This window comes from Streptomyces sp. NPDC045955, from assembly GCF_056430805.1.
In genome coordinates this window covers 269,095-285,952 of the sequence record NZ_JBWKKY010000008.1, presented here as the reverse complement: position 1 = coordinate 285,952, position 16,858 = coordinate 269,095, and the positions used below count along the sequence as shown (strand labels likewise).

The following is a 16,858-nucleotide window of genomic DNA, read 5'->3' as shown; positions in this document are numbered from 1 at the left end:
GCGATGGGGGTGGGTAGGGGGCCACGCGAGGGCCAAGGACCGGCATCCTGTCCATCGGAGCGTCATGAAACGTAGCCGCCTCGCCCGGCTGGCCATGGTTGCCATGGCCGTCACCGGCCTGATCCTCTCGGGCTGCGGGGATGCGGACCCGCCACCGCCAGGCGGATCGAACGACAGCATCAACGTACTCAGCGTGGGCAACCCTCCGATGCAGGACCTGAAGAAGCTCACCAAGAGGTACTTCACCGCGGAGACCGGCATAGAGGTCAATTACACGCTGCTGCCGGAGAACGACGTCCGCAGGAGGATGGACAGCGAGTTCGCCCGCCAGGCCGGGCACTACGACGTGGCAAGCGTGAGCGCGTACGAAGTGCCGATCTACTCGGAGCGCGGCTGGCTCGCCCCGTTGGACTCCTACGTGCAGGCGGACAAGGACTTCGACCAGGACGACATCTTCCCCAACCTCGTCGAATCTCTGACCGGGGCCGATGGCAGGCTCTACGCCCAGCCGTTCTACGGGGAGGGTTCCTTCCTGGCGTACCGCAAGGACCTCTTCCGCAAGGAAGGACTGTCCATGCCCGCGAACCCGACCTGGGACCAGGTCGCCTCGCTCGCGGCGGAGATCGACGGCACCGACGGCACAAGCGGCATCTGTCTGCGCGGTCTGCCCGGATGGGGGCAGAACCTGACCCCGATCAACACGGTTGTGAACACCTTCGGCGGCGCCTGGTACGACATGGAGTGGAACGCCCGGCTCACCTCACCGGAGTTCCGCAAGGCGGTGCGGTTCTACGTCGATCTGGTGCGCGAGCACGGTCAGCCCAACGCCCACCGCATGGGCTTCCTGGAAGTCCTTGACGCCTTCGTGGCGGGCAGGTGTGCCATGTGGTACGACGCCACCGTCCTGGCCTCGTCGGTCGAGGCCGACAGCTCGGCGGTCAAGGGCAAGGTCGGCTACGTCCCGGCGCCGCATGACAGGACGGAGAAGGCCGGCTGGCTGTGGACCTGGGCGTGGGGCATCCAGAAGGCCAGCGACAACAAGGACGCCGCCTGGAAGTTCATCTCCTGGGCCTCCTCCAAGGAGTACCAGGAGCTGGTCGGGCAGGAGATGGGCTGGACCGCGGCGCCCGCCGGGAACCGCAAGTCGCTCTACGCCAACCCCGAGTACCAGCAGGCGGCCGGTGCCTGGTACCGGCAGGAGTACACGGCGGCGACGGACTCCGCCGACCCGAGGAACCCCGGCGTCGGCCCCCGTCCCTACAGCGGTATCGGCTTCCTGGCCATCCCCGAGTTCGCCGTGCTCGGTACGGCGGTCTCCGAGCAGATCGCCGCTGCCATCGCCGGGCAGCAGTCGGTGGACCAGGCCCTGGAGAAGTCGCAGGACCTCGCACACGCGGCGGCGGCGAAGTACCGGGGCGAGTGACCCGGCGCCAGGACCTGCACCAAGGCGAGGGCCGCGCCCCCGGTCACCCGGGAACGCGGCCCTCGAACTACCCTGAACTGCCTTACGTGCCCGCTTACTTGCGGATCAGGCTGCGCAGCACGTACTGCATGATGCCGCCGTTGCGGTAGTAGTCCGCCTCACCGGGGGTGTCGATGCGGACGACCGCGTCGAACTCGACGCCGGTGTCGGTGGTGACCTTCACCGTGCGCGGGGTGGTGCCCTCGTTGAGCTCGGTGACGCCGGAGATGGAGAAGGTCTCCTCACCGGTCAGGCCGAGGGACTCGGCGGACTGGCCCTCCGGGAACTGCAGCGGCAGGACGCCCATGCCGATGAGGTTCGAGCGGTGGATGCGCTCGTACGACTCGGCGATGACGGCCTTGACGCCCAGGAGCGCGGTGCCCTTGGCGGCCCAGTCGCGGGACGAGCCGGAACCGTACTCCTTGCCGGCCAGGACGACCAGCGGGATGCCGGCGGCCTGGTAGTTCTGCGAGGCGTCGTAGATGAAGGAGACCGGGCCGCCCTCCTGCGTGAAGTCACGCGTGTAGCCGCCCTCGGTGCCCGGCGCGATCTGGTTGCGCAGGCGGATGTTGGCGAACGTGCCGCGGATCATGACCTCGTGGTTGCCGCGGCGCGAGCCGTAGCTGTTGAAGTCGCGACGCTCGACGCCGTGCTCCGTGAGGTACTTGCCGGCCGGGGTGTCGGCCTTGATGGCACCGGCCGGGGAGATGTGGTCGGTGGTGACCGAGTCGCCCAGCTTGGCCAGCACGCGGGCGCCGGAGATGTCGGAGACCGGGGTGGTCTCCATCGTCATGCCCTCGAAGTACGGGGGCTTGCGCACGTAGGTGGACTGCGGGTCCCACTCGAAGGTGTTGCCGGTCGGGATCGGCAGCGCCTGCCACTGGGCGTCGCCCGCGAAGACGTCCGAGTAGGACTTGGAGAACATGTCCTCGCCGATGGCGTTGGCCACGACCTCGTTCACCTCGGCCTCGGAGGGCCAGATGTCCTTCAGGAAGACCGGGTTGCCGTCCTGGTCGGTGCCCAGGGCGTCACGGGTGATGTCCACCTTCATGGATCCGGCGAGCGCGTAGGCGACGACCAGCGGCGGGGACGCCAGGTAGTTCATCTTGACGTCGGGGTTGATCCGGCCCTCGAAGTTCCGGTTGCCGGAGAGGACCGAGGTGACCGCGAGGTCGTGGTCGTTGACGGCCTTGGAGACCTCCTCCGGCAGCGGGCCGGAGTTGCCGATGCAGGTGGTGCAGCCGTAGCCGACGAGGTTGAAGCCGACCTTGTCGAGGTAGGGCGTCAGGCCCGCCTTCTCGAAGTAGTCGGTGACGACCTTGGAGCCCGGGGCGAGGGTGGTCTTGACCCACGGCTTGCGGGTCAGGCCCTTCTCCACCGCCTTCTTGGCCACCAGCGCGGCGGCGACCATGACGTACGGGTTGGAGGTGTTGGTGCAGGAGGTGATGGCCGCGACCGTCACCGCGCCGTGGTCCAGCTCGTACTTCGTACCGTCGGGGGCGGTGACGGTGACCGGGTTCGACGGGACGACGGCACCGGTGCCGTCGGCGTGCTGCGGCGCGCCGGCGCCGTTCTCCTGGTGGCCGTAGGCCGGGGCGTCGGAGGCCGGGAAGGACTCGGCGCTCGCCTCGTCCACCGGGGAGGCCGAGGCGGCGGCCTGCTGGGCGACGGGGGCGTCGACGTAGTTGAGGACGTCCTTCGCGAACTGCTGGGCGGCCTCGGCGAGGACGATACGGTCCTGCGGGCGCTTCGGGCCGGCGATGGAGGGCACGACCGTCGAAAGGTCGAGCTCCAGCTTCTCGGAGAAGTCGGGCTCGGCGGCCGGGTCCAGCCAGAGACCCTGCTCCTTGGCGTACGCCTCGACGAGGGCGAGCTGCTGCTCGGAACGGCCGGTGAGCTTGAGGTACTTGATCGTCTCGTCGTCGATCGGGAAGATCGCGGCGGTCGAGCCGAACTCCGGCGACATGTTGCCGATGGTGGCGCGGTTGGCCAGGGAGGTGGCGGCGACGCCCTCGCCGTAGAACTCGACGAACTTGCCGACGACGCCGTGCTTGCGCAGCATCTCCGTGATGGTCAGCACGAGGTCCGTGGCGGTGGTGCCGGGCGTGAGCTCACCGGTGAGCTTGAAGCCGACGACGCGCGGGATGAGCATGGAGACCGGCTGGCCGAGCATGGCGGCCTCGGCCTCGATGCCGCCGACGCCCCAGCCGAGGACACCCAGGCCGTTGACCATGGTGGTGTGCGAGTCGGTGCCGACGAGGGTGTCGGGGTACGCCTGGCCGTTACGCACCATGACCGTGCGCGCCAGGTGCTCGATGTTCACCTGGTGGACGATGCCGGTGCCGGGGGGTACGACCTTGAACTCGTCGAAGGCGGTCTGGCCCCAGCGCAGGAACTGGTAGCGCTCCTTGTTGCGGCCGTACTCCAGCTCGACGTTCTGCGCGAAGGCCTCGTTCGTGCCGAACTTGTCGGCGATGACGGAGTGGTCGATGACCAGCTCGGCCGGCGCCAGCGGGTTGATCTTCGCCGGGTCGCCGCCCAGTTCCTTCACGGCCTCACGCATGGTCGCGAGGTCCACGACACAGGGCACGCCGGTGAAGTCCTGCATGATCACGCGGGCCGGCGTGAACTGGATCTCCTGGCTGGGCTGGGCCTGCGAGTCCCATCCGCCGAGGGCACGGATGTGGTCGGCGGTGATGTTCGCGCCGTCCTCGGTGCGGAGCAGGTTCTCCAGCAGGACCTTGAGGCTGTACGGAAGGCGGGCCGAGCCCTCCACCTTGTCCAGCCGGAAGATCTCGTACGACTCGTCGCCCACCTGCAGCGTGCTGCGGGCGTCGAAGCTGTTCGCCGACACGACAGTCTCCTTCATTGATGTGCGCGTACCACCACGATCCTGCCGCCACGGCATCTCGGCCGATCCGCTAAGGTAAGGCTAAGTTAGGCACGCCTTACCGGGGCTGGCGGCTGCGGTGCTCCCCGGCAGATATCTCGATGTCGAGATAACTCTAGTACACCGGGGCCGGAAGGTCATGCCCGGGCGTCCGCCGTGCGGTCATGCACACCCCTCTCCGGGGTATCCGAACCAGGAGTCCACGCCGCAAACGGAGAGGAGACAGGCATGCCGCTCACGTTCCGCAAGAGTTTCCGGATCCTTCCGGGGGTGCGCCTGAACATCAACAAGCGTTCCTGGTCCATCACGACCGGCGGCGGAAAGAACGGCCCGCGTTACACCCGCAGCAGTACGGGACGTCGTACGACATCCATGGATTTGCCCGGACCTTTCGGATGGCGGCGCACGCGCACGAGTCGCCGACCCTGAAGCCACCGGGGAGGATTGACTTCCCCTCACCCGAATGGACCCCCGGGCCGGGCGCCATCTCATATCTGAGATAACCTCAACCGCATGGCAGACGATTACCTCGTACGCATCGGCAAGCTCATCCGTGACGCCCGGCAGCACCGGGGCTGGACCCAGTCGCAGCTGGCGGAGGCGCTCGGAACCAGCCAGAGCGCCGTGAACCGGATCGAGCGCGGCAACCAGAACATCAGCCTTGAGATGATCGCGCGTATCGGGGAGGCCCTCGACAGCGAGATCGTGTCGCTCGGCTACGCCGGTCCGATGCACCTGCGGGTGGTCGGCGGCCGCCGGCTGTCCGGCGCCATCGACGTGAAGACGAGCAAGAACGCGTGCGTCGCGCTGCTGTGCGCCTCACTGCTCAACCAGGGGCGCACGGTGCTGCGCCGCGTCGCCCGCATCGAGGAGGTGTACCGCCTCCTGGAGGTGCTGGGCTCGATCGGCGTCCGCACCCGGTGGATCAACGACGGTGTCGACCTGGAGATCGTGCCGTCGGCCGAGCTGGACCTGGCGGCCATCGACGCGGACGCGGCCCGCCGCACCCGCTCGATCATCATGTTCCTCGGCCCGCTGCTGCACCGCATGGACCACTTCAAGCTGCCCTACGCCGGCGGCTGCGACCTCGGCACGCGCACGGTCGAGCCGCACATGATCGCACTGCGCCGGTTCGGTCTCGACATCGCCGCCACCGAGGGCCAGTACCACGCCCAGGTGGACCGTACGGTCAGCCCCGACCGTCCGATCGTGCTGACCGAGCGCGGCGACACGGTGACCGAGAACGCGCTGCTCGCCGCCGCCCGGCACGACGGCACCACCGTCATCCGCAACGCCTCCTCCAACTACATGGTCCAGGACCTGTGCTTCTTCCTTGAGGCGCTCGGCGTCAAGGTCGACGGCATCGGCACCACCACGCTCACCGTGCACGGCGTGCCCACCATCGACGTCGACGTGGACTACTCCCCCTCCGAGGACCCGGTCGAGGCGATGAGCCTCGTCGCGGCGGCCGTGGTCACCGAGTCGGAGCTGACGGTGCGCCGCGTACCGATCGAGTTCCTGGAGATCGAGCTGGCGGTCCTGGAGGAGATGGGCCTCGACCACGACCGCACGCCCGAGTACTTCGCCGACAACGGCCGCACCCGGCTGGTGGACCTCACCGTCCGGCCCTCCAAGCTGGAGGCGCCGATCGACAAGATCCACCCCATGCCGTTCCCCGGCCTGAACATCGACAACGTCCCGTTCTTCGCGGCCATCGCGGCGGTCGCCCAGGGCAAGACCCTCATCCACGACTGGGTCTACGACAACCGCGCGATCTACCTGACGGACCTGAACCGCCTCGGCGGCCGACTGCAGTTGCTGGACCCCCACCGTGTCCTGGTGGAGGGCCCGACCCGCTGGCGCGCCGCCGAGATGATGTGCCCGCCGGCCCTGCGCCCCGCGGTGGTCGTCCTGCTGGCGATGATGGCGGCGGACGGCACGTCGGTGCTGCGCAACGTGTATGTCATCAACCGGGGTTACGAGGACCTGGCGGAGCGGCTGAACTCGATCGGGGCGCAGATCGAGATCTTCCGGGACATCTGAACGACGGATTCTCGGGACTCCCTGTGCGGACGCTCGGTGGAAGCGGCGCGTCCTGCGGCTGGTCGGCAGCGCGGACGGCGGGGTCGCTGTCCTCGGTGGCCGCCCAGGCGGACAGCAGGCGCAATCCGTCGTGGGCCGCGGTGCCCGGCTCAGCGCTGTACGCGGTGAGGGTCAGCCCGGGTTGGGCGGGCAGGGCGATGGCATCGAAGTCGAGGACGATCTCGCCGATCTCGGGGTGGCGGAACGGCTTGCGCCCGGTGTGGTGCAGACGCACGTTGTGCTTGGCCCAGGCGATGCGGAACTCGTCGCTGCGGGTGACCAGCTCCCCGATCAGCCCGGTGAGCTCGGCATCGTGCGGGGCGCGTCCTGCCTCGGTGCGCAGCAGCGAGACGGTGGTGTTGAGCGAGGCGTCCCAGTCGGGGAAGAACCCGCGGCCGGCGGGTCGAGGAACTGGAAGCGGGCGATGTTGACCGGTCGTGGGGTGCCGGAGGCGAACAGCGGCGCGTAGAGGGCGCGGCCGAGCCGGTTGATGGCCAGGATGTCCAGGCGCCCGTTGCGGACGAAGGCCGGGCTCTCGGTCATGGAGTCCAGCACGCGCTGGATGCTGGCGGGGAGGGGCCCGCGCGGCTTCTTGCTGCGGCGGGCCGGGCGCGTGCGCTGGGCTGCGGCCAGGTCGTAGAGGTGGGCGCAGCCCAGCCCAGGCGCCCGTTGCGGACGAAGGCCGGGCTCTCGGTGATGGAGTCCAGCACGCGCTGGATGCTGGCGGGGAGGGGCCCGCGCGGTTTCTTGCTGCGGCGGGCCGGGCGCGTGCGCTGGGCTGCGGCCAGGTCGTAGAGGTGGGCGCGTTCGGCCTCGTCGAGCTGAAGGGCGTTCGCGACGGCGTCGAGGACCTCCTCGGAGGCCCCGGCGAGGTGGCCGCGCTCCAGGCGTACGTAGTAGCCGATGCTGACACCGGCCAGTAGGGCGACCTCCTCGCGGCGCAGGCCCGGGACACGCCGGTTGCCGCCGAAGGCGGGCAGGCCCGCCTGCTGGGGGGTGAGCTTCGCGCGGCGGGTGGCGAGGAACTCGCGGATGGCGTGGGCGGTGTCCATGCAGCCAGGCCAAACACGCTTCACCCGGCCTGAGGGGCCCTGTCGGTACCTGTCACGACGGTACCTTCCGCACGCGTGAGCCCTGGGGCTTCCTCGATATCGCAGGCAGCTGGTCGACGCCCGGACCAGACCACGGAGCGCGCTGCGGCTGCAGGGCAGACCCTCCGCCACACAGAGTGGAACTGCCGGTCACGTGTTCGCATCACCGCAAGGAGTCACCGTATGGCGAAGCAGTCCGCACCCCAGGAGCTGGCTCGGATCGCGCCGAAGCTCGTCGAGATCACCGAGCAGTCCGCATGACCGGCCCCGGTCCCCGCACCGTCCCCCACCCGCGACGGCGGTGTCGTGCCGCCCGTCGACGGCGGCTGCTCAAGCCACTGCCCCCTGCGCTCCGGGATGGAGCCCCTGGCCGCCGGACATCGGCGAGGCCTTCGCCTCGCGGTGTCGGCGCCGCCGCACGTCACTGTGCGGGGATGGTCGTGGTACCGGTGCGGAAGGGATGATCCGCGCCCCGGGCATCGACCGCGTGTCGGGTGTAGGACCGCGAGAACGGGAAAGTCCGGCGCTGTGGACGTGCCTCTGCTGACCTTCGGGCACAGCACCGCCGACCGGGACCGGATCGCCGAGCTGCTGGGCCACGCCGGTGTCACGGCCGTCGTGGACGTGCGGACCGCACCCGGCAGCCGCCGCGACCCCGATCTGTCGCGGCGGCGGCTCGCCGAGTGGATGCCGGGCCGCGGCATCGCCTACCGGTGGGAACCCGCTCTCGGCGGGTTCCGCACCCCTCCGGTGGACAGCCCGGACACTGTCTGGCGCAACGCCTCCTTCCGCGGTTACGCCGCGCACACCCGCACCCCCGAGTTCGTCACCGCGATGGACCGGGTGCTGCGCGAGGCCGCGCACGTCCGCACCGCCGTGATGTGCAGCGAGGCGGTCTGGTGGCGCTGCCACCGCCGGCTGATCGCCGACTTCGCTGTACTGGCGCGCGGCGTACCGGCTCACCACCTCATGCACGACGGGCGTCTCAGCGCTCACGCGCCGACGCCCGGCGCACGGCTGCGCGACGACGCGCTTCTCGTGTACGACGGGCGCGACTGAGCCCGTCAGTACCGCCAGCGCTGTCAGTACAGCTTGTTGACCGCCGTGACGGTGGTGGCCTTGAAGTCGGACACCTGGGCATGCTGGAAGTTGCCCATCTGGCCCCAGCGGACGACCGTCACGGTCGTGCCGTCGCGGCCGACCGAGAACAGGCCGATGTCGGAGGAACCCCACGCCGAAGCGGTGTGGATGCCGTAGACATGGGCGCCCTCCTCGACATGCAGCCGCCCGTAGTTCTTCTGCGTCGCCGTGATGTCGGGGTCCTGCTCCATCAGCTTCTTCGCGCAGCCGGCGAGATCCTTGCGCAGCAGCGCCGCGAAGTCCTTGGCCCGCTGTTCACTGCGCTCCACGACCGTGATCTGCTGGGCGTTGGTGTCGTACTCGGTCCAGTACGAGCGGTGGGAGGCGATGGACGGCAGGGCATCGCCCACGCAGGCCGGCAGCGGGTCCGGCTGGCCGGCGGTGACCGGACCGGCGTACCAGGGCGACGTCGGGTGCGGCGGCAGTTCGGCCGGCTCCAGGAACCGGGGTGTGCCGGAAGCCGGTGCGGTGGCGGCATTGGCCGGGACGGCGAGTGCGGCGACACCGGCGGCGGCCGCCAGCGCGGCCACGGTGGTACGGATGCCTCGGGTACGGACGTTCATGCTTTCCCCATGGTCTTCGTGTGAATGCGCGGGCTTCCGCCCTTGCACCCACTACGACCCGTCACCCCCCGCACACGTTGCCCCGTACACCCGCTACGGGTTCGTCCCGAATGTCACCGGCCCGTCACACGCCGCGCCCTGGCCAAGTTGCGTGATCATCCCCATGTCGTGACGCTGTTCGACGTCGTCACGGTGCCGCCTACCGGGCCGGCCCGGACCTCCGGTGCGGAGGCCGGGGGCCGCACCCCACTCTGCGTCGTAGCGGAGGGCCGCCGCCTCGGCCGAACGGCGGACGCCTCGGCCCCGCGCCCGGCGCGCGCCGTCCGGTCGGCCCGTGATCCGCTTCACACCGGCGCGGGGACAGGACCGGGCCTTACAGGGCGTAAAGCCACCGAAGAATGGATATGGGCTATACGGCGAAACGCGGGGAGTGTCGGACGTGCCCGGATGCCGGGCACAGCCGCTACAGGGGAGGGAGTGCGCTTGGACGGCCGGCCCTTGTATCTCGAACCCCGACTGGAGCCGCGGCTCGGGTCGCTCCTGGCGGCGACGGGGACACTGCACTCGCTCACCGACGGGCTCGGCTCGCCCCTGCATGTCGTGGTGCCGGACCAGATAGCCGAGAACCTGGAGCGGTTCCGCTCCGTGTACCGCGGGCACCACCTGTCCGGCCAGGTCTACTACGCCCACAAGGCGAACCGGTCCAGCGCGCTGCTGCGCCGGCTCGCCGCCACGGACGCGGGCGTGGACGTCGCGTCGCTGGGCGAGTTGCAGCACGCCCTGGGGGCCGGTTTCACAGCCGACCGGATCATGGCCACGGGTCCGAAGAACCGCGAGTTCCTGTGGCTCGCGGCCCGCACGGGCGTCACGGTCGGCGTCGACGGCGTCGCCGAACTGGACGAGCTCGCCGCACTGGTGCGGGGGCACGCGCTCGCCCCGGTGCGGGTGCTGCTGCGGCTGTCGGGCTTCGAGACGTCGGGGGTGAAGACGCTGAGCCGGCGCAGCCGGTTCGGCACGCCCGTACGGGAGTTGGATCCCCTGCTGGAGGCGGTCGAGCGCCACGGTGACGCGGTCGAGCTGACGGGCGTGGCCTACCACCTGGACACCACGAGCGTCGCGGAGAAGGCGACCGCCCTCGAAGGGTCACTCGCGGCCCTGGAGGCATGCCGGAGCCGGGGGCTGCGGCCCCGGGCCGTGGACATCGGGGGCGGGTTCGGCGTCAGTTACCTGGCCGAGCGGGAGCAGTGGGAGGCGTACACGAGCGCGCTCACGGCCGCCGTCCTGGGCCGCCGCCCACCGCTGACCTGGGGCGGCCACGGCTACGGGTTGCGGGGCGAGTCCGGCACCCTGCGCGGCGCGCTCGGCCTCTACCCCGCCCACCGGTCCGTCGCCGGCGCGGCCTATCTCGACGAGCTGCTGGCCCAGCCCGCCGCCTCGCTGGGCGGCCGCCCGCTGGCCGCGCTGCTGCTGGAGCACCTGTACGACCTGCACAGCGAGCCCGGCCGGGCGCTGCTGGACCAGTGCGGCCTGACCCTGGCGAAGGTGCTGGAGGTCCGCTCCCACGACGCGGGCGGCGCACTGCTCGTACGGCTGGCCGCGAAGGCGGACGACATCGCCCTGGAGGACCACGGAGTGCTGATGGACCCGGTCGTCATCCCCAGAAGCGGAGCGGGGCCGGGCGAGGGGCCCGTCGCCGTGCACCTCTTCGGCGGCCTGTGCCTGGAGACGGATCTGATCACGCGGCGCACGGTGTTCCTGCCGCGCCGCCCGGCCCCCGGCGACCTGCTGGCCTTCGCCAACACCGCCGGTTACGCCATGGACTTCCACGCCACCCGCGCCCAGCACCAGCCGGCCGCCCGCAAGGTCGCCGCCTGGCAGGACGGTGACGTCTGGCGCTGGTGCCTGGACGAGCAGTTCTGGCCGATCACGCCCTCGGGGGGAGCTCAGTGAGGTACGACAGCATCACCGATGCGATAGGCAACACCCCTCTGGTACGGATCGACCCGGCCGTGCACGGCCTGCGCAACATCGACCTGTTCGCCAAGCTGGAGATGCTCAACCCCTTCGGCTCGGTCAAGGACCGGGCGGCCTGGAACATGGCGCGTCCGCTGCTGGCCGAGGCGGTCGAACAGGGCAGCCAGGTCGTGGAGTTGTCCAGCGGCAACACGGCGAAGGCACTGGCGGTCCTGGCGGGCATGCACGGCCTCGGTTTCAAGAGCGTCACCAATCGGATGCGGGTCCCGGAGATCAAGGACCTCCTGCTGCTGCTCGGCGCGGAGATCGAGGAGCTGCCGGGACAGAGCGAGTGCCTGGACCCGACCGCGACGGACGACCCGCTCACCCTCTTCCACCGCACGCTGTCCGCCTCCGGCAGCGCCTACCTCCACACGGACCAGTACTTCAACCCGCGCAACACCGAGGCGCATCTCACCGGCACCGGCCCGGAGATCGTCAAGGACCTGGACGGCCGGGTGCCGGACTGGTTCGTCGCCTGTGTGGGCACGGCCGGTTCCTCCACAGGTGTGGCCCGCGCCCTGCGGGAGGAGGATCCCTCGGTGCGGGTGGTCGGGCTGGTCGCGGCCAAGTCCGACTTCATCCCCGGGATCCGCACCCTCGACGAGGTGCAGGAGGTCGGCCTGTTCGACCCGGAGACCTACGACACGATGGAGTCGGTCAGCTCCGACGAGGCGATCGAGGGGATGCTGACCCTGAACCGCCGCTGCGGCATCCTGGGCGGGCCCACCGGCGGCGCCGCCTACCACGGGGCGGTGCGTCATCTGCGCGCCGTCGACGAGGAGTTGACCGAGCGCCGGACGGCGGTGTTCATCGTCTGCGACCGCGTGGAGAGCTATCTGAGCTACGTCCGGCAGCGGCGGCCCGACCTGCTGGGCCGGCCGCCCCGGAAGAACTCGCCGGCCGATCTCACCGAGGCGGAGGTCGGCGGGGCGCCGTCGGTCACGGTGGCCGAGGCCCGGCGGTGGATCGACTCCGAGGGACCGCTCGTGGTCGACCTGCGAAGCCCGTTCGCGTACGCGGCGCTGCACATCGACGGGTCGGTCAACATCGTCGACGAGATGTTCGCCGAACTCCTCCAGGGCGGACTGCCGTTCAGCCGGAGCCGCCCGGTGCTGCTGGCGTGCCCGGTGGGCGAGCAGTCCGCCCGGTACGCGGCGCTGCTGACCCGGATGGGCCATCCGCACGTACGCAGCCTGGCCGGCGGCATCATCGCCTGGCGGGACGCGGGCGCGCCCCTGGTGCGGGACTGACCGCCATGACCGCACCCGCGATCCGCGAGGATCTGCGCCTGTGGCAGCAGGCGCTGCGCGCCCAGTTCCCCATCGTCACCGGGCACCCGGAGCTGGCGTACCTGGACAGCGCGGCGACGGCCCAGAAACCGCAGGCCGTGCTGGACGCCGTGCAGACGTATCTCACCACCGGCAACGCCAACGCGGCACGCGGCACCTACCCGTGGGCCAACCGGACGACGGAGCTGGTCGAGCGCACCCGCGAGCGCGTCGCCCGGTTCCTGGGCGACCGGCAACCGGAGCGCTCCGCCGTCCACTTCACGAGCGGCACGACCGAGGGGCTGCGCACGATCGCCCGCGACTGGCTGCCGGGGTTCCTGCGCGAGGGCGACGAGATCGTCGTACCGGACGCCGACCACCAGGCCAACATCGCGCCGTGGCGGGAGGCCCAGCGGCTGCTCGCCCGCGAGGGCACGCACATCCGGGTGGTGCCGATGCCGTACCAGAGCGGTTCCGGCGACTACGACCACCGTGCGCTGGCCGAACGGGCCGGGCCGCGCACGCGGTTCGTCGCCACGACCCATGTGCACCATGTCTACGGCGGTGACATGAACGTGCAGCGCATCCGCCGGGCGGTCGGCCCGGACGCGGTGATCTGTCTGGACGCGGCGCAGAGCGTCGGGCATCTGCCGGTGTCCGTGGCCGAGTTGGACGTCGACTTCGTCGTCTTCTCCGGGCACAAGGCGCTGGCCCTGCCCGGATCCGGGGCGGTGTGGGCCCGGCAGGAGCGCGGCCCGGCGTTCACGCCCGGCGGGTGGAGCGGCACCCCGAACACGGTCGGGATCGCCTCGCTCGAAGCGGCCCTGGACTGGCTGGACGCCGCCGGTCTGGAGCGCGTCGAGCACTGGACGGTCGCCCTGGCGGCCCGGCTCACCGAGGGGCTGCGCCATCTGGACGCCTACGAGATCCTCGGCTGCCCGCTGAGCCTGGCCGCCGACTCGACCGTGCAACGGCGCCAGGGCATCGTCACCCTGCGGCACCGCGCCATCGACTCGGGCGATCTGGGTTTCATCCTCTTCAGCCAAGGTTTCATGGTCCGCTCGGACAACCACTGCCAGGGCGACGCGGGCGAGAAGACCGGTTCGGTCCGGGTGAGTCTGCATGTGTACAACACCGTGGAGGAGATCGACCGGCTGCTGTCCGTCCTCGCTTCACTCCAGTGACTCCCCCGCCAGGCGTAAGCGACTCCCCGACTATGCGTAATGGGAACCGTTTCCACCTGTAGGCTCGGACCGGCAAGGATCAGGTGCGAGACGGCAAGGTGGCGCGACCGGATGGGGCTGAGTCTGGCGACGGCGGAGCGATGGGTGGAGCGCTGGGAGCTCCAGCAGCGGCGGTACGCGGTCGACCGCGAGGAGCGGTTCACGGTGATCGCCGATGTCGTCGAGCACGTGACGGCAGGGCAGGGCTCCCGGCCCCTCGTCGTCGACCTGGGCTGCGGGCCCGGCTCCCTGGCGGCCCGGCTGGTCCGGCGGCTGCCGGACGCGGAGATCGTCGCCGTGGACCGGGATCCCGTGCTGCTGGAGCTGGGCCGGACCCACCACCCGGACGCGGCCCGCTACGTCGACGCCGAGATCGGCGCACCCGGCTGGACCTGGACCCTGGACCTGGACCGGCCCCTGGACGCGGCCGTCTCCACGACGGCCCTGCACTACCTCGACCGCGACACCCTGCTGCGCGTCTACCTGCAGCTCGCCGCGCTGCTTCGGCCCGGCGGCGTCCTGGTCAACGGCGACCATCTCCCCCAGGACGACACGGGCCCGGCCGGGATCGCCGCCCACGTCGGGCGGTGCCGGGCGGACCGGCAGCAGGTGTTCGCACACGAGGACTGGGGCTCCTGGTGGGCCGCCGTAGCCGACGACCCCGAGCTGACGGACCTGCTCGCCGAGCGCCGCCGCCGCGAGGCGCCCGCGGGCACCGGTCGCCCCGCCGAACTGCCCCTCTCCGCCCATCTGGAGCTGCTGCGGCAGGCGGGCTTCGCCACGGCGGGCCCGGTCTGGCAGTACGGCGACAGCTGCGTGGTCGTCGCGGTTCGCTGACCCGGGCGTCACCCCTGCGCCGCCCTCGGCTCGCGGGCGGCGCCGGCCGCCAGGACAATACATGCAGGAATCGCTATATGTTAATGTCGCCATGACAGCCCGGGCCGAAGCGCCATGGGCAGTACGAGCACACGCGAGGAGCCACCCCCATGACCACCGCCGAACACCTCACCCACGACAACCACACGCACGCCCACGGCGACGACTGCGGCCACGTCGCCTTCCCGCACGGCGACCACACGGACTACGCCCACGACGGCCACATCCACCGGATGCACGAGGACCACGTCGACGAGTGCGCGAACGGCGGCCACGCGGTGCACCAGAACCATGACCACCAGCACGGCGACAACTGCGGCCACATGGCCGTGCGGCACGACGACCACACCGACTACGTGCACGACGGTCACCGGCACGCCGCCCACGAGGGACACTGGGACGACCACTGAGGCACCTGCCCGGCATACTGGAAATCGTTGTCATATGCTAATGTGTGCATATGATAATGACGCCCTCTCCTCCGACGGACGAGCCGGACCAGACCCTGCAGGTGGCGAGCGAGCTGCTGCGCGCGCTGGCCTCGCCCGTACGGCTGGGGATCGTGCGCGAACTGTCCGGCGGCGGCAAGTACGTCCATGAGCTGGTGACCGCGCTGGGCGTGAGCCAGCCGCTGGTCTCCCAGCATCTGCGGGTGCTGCGCACGTCCCGGATCGTCAGCGCCCGGCGTCAGGCCCGCGAGACGCGGTACACCCTCACCGACGACCATGTGGCACACATCGTGCTGGACGCCATCCGGCACGCACAGGAGTAGCGAGCTGACGAAGACCGGGCCGCTGGAGCTCCGGCAGCGGTAGGTGCCGGTGAGCAGGAGCTTCGGTGGCGAGTCCACCGCGTCCTTACGGCAACACCGCGAAGCCGTCCAGTTCCACCAACGCCTCCTCGTCCCACAGCCGGACGACCTCGACGACCGCCATGGCCGGGTAGTCACGGCCCGCCAGTTTCCGCCAGAGGCGGCCCAGTTCGCGGGCGTGGGAGCGGTAGGCGGCGACGTCCGTGGCGTACACGGTGACGCGGGCCAGGTCGCAGGGCCTGCCGCCGGCCGCCGCGAGGGCGGCCAGCAGGTTGGTGAGGGCCTTCTCGAACTGTTCCGGCAGGCTCGCGCCGGTCACCTTGCCGTCGCCGTCGAGGGCGGTCTGTCCCGCCAGGAACACCAGCCTGGACCCGGAGGCCACGACGGCGTGCGAGAAGCCCGCCGGCGGGGCGAGGCCGGGCGGGTTGACGCGTTCGATGGTCATCCGGCCTCCTGGTGTGCCGCGTACAACTCCTTGGCGATGATGCCGCGTTGGACCTCGCTGGCCCCCTCGTAGATGCGGGGGGCGCGCACCTCCCGGTAGAGGTGTTCGAGCAGGTGACCGCGTTGCAGCGCGCGGGCGCCGTGCAGCTGGACGGCCGTGTCGACGACGTACTGCGCGGTCTCGGTGGCGAGCAGTTTCGCCATGGCGGCCCGCTGGGGCACGTCCGGGGCGCCCTCGTCGTAGGCCGTCGCCGCCGCGTAGACCATCAGCCGGGCCGCCTCCGTGCGCAGGGCCATCTCGGCTACCTGGTGGGAGACGACCTGCAGGTCCCTCAGCTTGCCGCCGAAGGCGTCCCGCCCGGCGGTGTGCGCGAGGGTCGCGTCGAGCGCCGCGCGGGCCATGCCGACCGCGAAGGCGCCGACGCTGGGACGGAACAGGTTGAGCGTCCCCATGGCGACCCGGAACCCCCCGTCCACCTCGCCGAGCACGTCGCCGGCCGTCACCGGCACGGCGTCGAAGTCGAGCGCGCCGATGGGATGCGGGGAGAGCATGTCGAGCCCCGACCCGGTCAGCCCCGGACGGTCGGCCGGCACGAGAAACGCCGTGACGCCACGCGCCCCCGCCCCCGGGGTGGTCCGCGCGAAGACGGTGTAGAAGTCGGCCTCGGGCGCGTTGGAGATCCAGCACTTCGCACCGGTGAGACGCCAGCGGGCGGAGCCGTCGGGGTCGGCGGCGAGTTCGGCCGGGGCCGGTACGTCGTAGACCGAGCGCCCGGATCCCGGAGAGCCGCCGGCAGGGGCCCGAGCACTCCGGGTAGTGCCGTCGGGTGTCGCCGGGCCCGATGAGCCGCCGCCACCGGATCGGGAGCCTTGAGCACCACCGGCCCCGGCCTGCCCCCGAGCACCGTCGGAGGCGGCCCTGCCCGGGGAACCGCCGTCAGCCGCCGCCCCAGCACCACCGCCGCAGACCACTCCACCCGGGAAACCGCCCT

14 protein-coding genes and 1 pseudogene are annotated in these 16,858 nt (G+C 70.9%); 10 read left to right on the top strand and 5 right to left on the bottom strand.

The window, feature by feature from the left end:
• Positions 1-64: 64 nt before the first annotated feature.
• Positions 65-1,423, top strand: a complete 1,359-nt coding sequence (locus AC07F0_RS19150) for an ABC transporter substrate-binding protein (RefSeq protein WP_478980273.1) — start codon at positions 65-67, stop codon at positions 1,421-1,423.
• Between the two features lie 94 nt (positions 1,424-1,517).
• Here the strand turns inward: AC07F0_RS19150 and AC07F0_RS19145 are convergent, their stop codons facing one another.
• Positions 1,518-4,316, bottom strand: coding sequence for an aconitate hydratase (locus AC07F0_RS19145; protein ID WP_478980271.1), 2,799 nt, complete (start codon positions 4,314-4,316; stop codon positions 1,518-1,520).
• Positions 4,317-4,580: 264 nt separating this feature from the next.
• On the opposite strand from AC07F0_RS19145, the gene AC07F0_RS19140 reads away from it, so the two are divergent.
• Positions 4,581-4,781, top strand: a complete 201-nt coding sequence (locus AC07F0_RS19140; RefSeq protein ID WP_086602445.1) for a DUF4236 domain-containing protein — start codon at positions 4,581-4,583, stop codon at positions 4,779-4,781.
• 84 nt (positions 4,782-4,865) lie between these two features.
• Positions 4,866-6,395: a helix-turn-helix domain-containing protein gene (locus AC07F0_RS19135; RefSeq protein WP_436725568.1), complete on the top strand. Its 1,530-nt coding sequence runs from the start codon at positions 4,866-4,868 to the stop codon at positions 6,393-6,395.
• Between the two features lie 91 nt (positions 6,396-6,486).
• Here the strand turns inward: AC07F0_RS19135 and AC07F0_RS19130 are convergent.
• Positions 6,487-7,486 (bottom strand): annotated as a pseudogene (locus AC07F0_RS19130) (helix-turn-helix domain-containing protein); the annotation flags it as partial.
• 567 nt (positions 7,487-8,053) lie between these two features.
• Between AC07F0_RS19130 and AC07F0_RS19125 the strand changes: the two are divergent.
• Positions 8,054-8,584 carry a DUF488 domain-containing protein gene (locus AC07F0_RS19125; RefSeq protein ID WP_478980269.1) on the top strand — a complete coding sequence of 177 codons (531 nt, stop codon included), beginning with the start codon at positions 8,054-8,056 and terminating at the stop codon, positions 8,582-8,584.
• 23 nt (positions 8,585-8,607) lie between these two features.
• Here the strand turns inward: AC07F0_RS19125 and AC07F0_RS19120 are convergent, their stop codons facing one another.
• Positions 8,608-9,228, bottom strand: a complete 621-nt coding sequence (locus tag AC07F0_RS19120; RefSeq protein ID WP_478980267.1) for a hypothetical protein — start codon at positions 9,226-9,228, stop codon at positions 8,608-8,610.
• Between the two features lie 447 nt (positions 9,229-9,675).
• Here AC07F0_RS19120 and AC07F0_RS19115 point away from each other — a divergent pair, with 447 nt between their 5' ends.
• From AC07F0_RS19115 to AC07F0_RS19090, 6 genes are all read left to right on the top strand, one after another.
• Positions 9,676-11,178, top strand: a complete 1,503-nt coding sequence (locus tag AC07F0_RS19115) for a Y4yA family PLP-dependent enzyme (RefSeq protein ID WP_478980265.1) — start codon at positions 9,676-9,678, stop codon at positions 11,176-11,178.
• Positions 11,175-12,494 carry a pyridoxal-phosphate dependent enzyme gene (locus tag AC07F0_RS19110; RefSeq protein ID WP_478980263.1) on the top strand — a complete coding sequence of 440 codons (1,320 nt, stop codon included), beginning with the start codon at positions 11,175-11,177 and terminating at the stop codon, positions 12,492-12,494. Before AC07F0_RS19115 ends, AC07F0_RS19110 begins: the two co-directional genes overlap by 4 nt.
• A 5-nt stretch (positions 12,495-12,499) precedes the next feature.
• Positions 12,500-13,696: an aminotransferase class V-fold PLP-dependent enzyme gene (locus AC07F0_RS19105; protein WP_478980261.1), complete on the top strand. Its 1,197-nt coding sequence runs from the start codon at positions 12,500-12,502 to the stop codon at positions 13,694-13,696.
• A 111-nt stretch (positions 13,697-13,807) separates the two neighbouring features.
• A complete protein-coding gene (locus tag AC07F0_RS19100) occupies positions 13,808-14,572 on the top strand; it encodes a class I SAM-dependent methyltransferase (RefSeq protein WP_478980259.1) in 765 nt (254 codons plus the stop codon).
• Positions 14,573-14,721: 149 nt separating this feature from the next.
• Entirely contained in the window at positions 14,722-15,021 is a 300-nt protein-coding gene (locus tag AC07F0_RS19095; protein WP_478980257.1) for a hypothetical protein, read from the top strand.
• A 56-nt stretch (positions 15,022-15,077) separates the two neighbouring features.
• Positions 15,078-15,383 carry an ArsR/SmtB family transcription factor gene (locus tag AC07F0_RS19090; protein WP_478980255.1) on the top strand — a complete coding sequence of 102 codons (306 nt, stop codon included), beginning with the start codon at positions 15,078-15,080 and terminating at the stop codon, positions 15,381-15,383.
• 85 nt (positions 15,384-15,468) lie between these two features.
• On the opposite strand, the gene AC07F0_RS19085 is transcribed toward AC07F0_RS19090, so the two are convergent.
• Positions 15,469-15,867 carry a RidA family protein gene (locus AC07F0_RS19085; RefSeq protein WP_478980253.1) on the bottom strand — a complete coding sequence of 133 codons (399 nt, stop codon included), beginning with the start codon at positions 15,865-15,867 and terminating at the stop codon, positions 15,469-15,471.
• Positions 15,864-16,858, bottom strand: a 995-nt coding sequence (locus AC07F0_RS19080; RefSeq protein ID WP_478980251.1) for an acyl-CoA dehydrogenase family protein, incomplete at its 5' end; no start/stop codon positions are given. The genes AC07F0_RS19085 and AC07F0_RS19080, both read right to left, overlap by 4 nt.

What these genes read in the sequence shown, in the direction of transcription:
- AC07F0_RS19150 (WP_478980273.1), top strand. Translation starts at nt 65, where the DNA reads ATGAAACGTAGCCGCCTCGCCCGGCTGGCCATGGTTGCCATGGCCGTC.
- AC07F0_RS19140 (WP_086602445.1), top strand. Translation starts at nt 4,581, where the DNA reads ATGCCGCTCACGTTCCGCAAGAGTTTCCGGATCCTTCCGGGGGTGCGC.
- AC07F0_RS19135 (WP_436725568.1), top strand. Translation starts at nt 4,866, where the DNA reads ATGGCAGACGATTACCTCGTACGCATCGGCAAGCTCATCCGTGACGCC.
- AC07F0_RS19120 (WP_478980267.1), bottom strand. Translation starts at nt 9,228, where the DNA reads ATGAACGTCCGTACCCGAGGCATCCGTACCACCGTGGCCGCGCTGGCG.
- AC07F0_RS19115 (WP_478980265.1), top strand. Translation starts at nt 9,676, where the DNA reads ATGCCGGGCACAGCCGCTACAGGGGAGGGAGTGCGCTTGGACGGCCGG.
- AC07F0_RS19105 (WP_478980261.1), top strand. Translation starts at nt 12,500, where the DNA reads ATGACCGCACCCGCGATCCGCGAGGATCTGCGCCTGTGGCAGCAGGCG.
- AC07F0_RS19100 (WP_478980259.1), top strand. Translation starts at nt 13,808, where the DNA reads ATGGGGCTGAGTCTGGCGACGGCGGAGCGATGGGTGGAGCGCTGGGAG.
- AC07F0_RS19095 (WP_478980257.1), top strand. Translation starts at nt 14,722, where the DNA reads ATGACCACCGCCGAACACCTCACCCACGACAACCACACGCACGCCCAC.
- AC07F0_RS19090 (WP_478980255.1), top strand. Translation starts at nt 15,078, where the DNA reads ATGACGCCCTCTCCTCCGACGGACGAGCCGGACCAGACCCTGCAGGTG.
- AC07F0_RS19085 (WP_478980253.1), bottom strand. Translation starts at nt 15,867, where the DNA reads ATGACCATCGAACGCGTCAACCCGCCCGGCCTCGCCCCGCCGGCGGGC.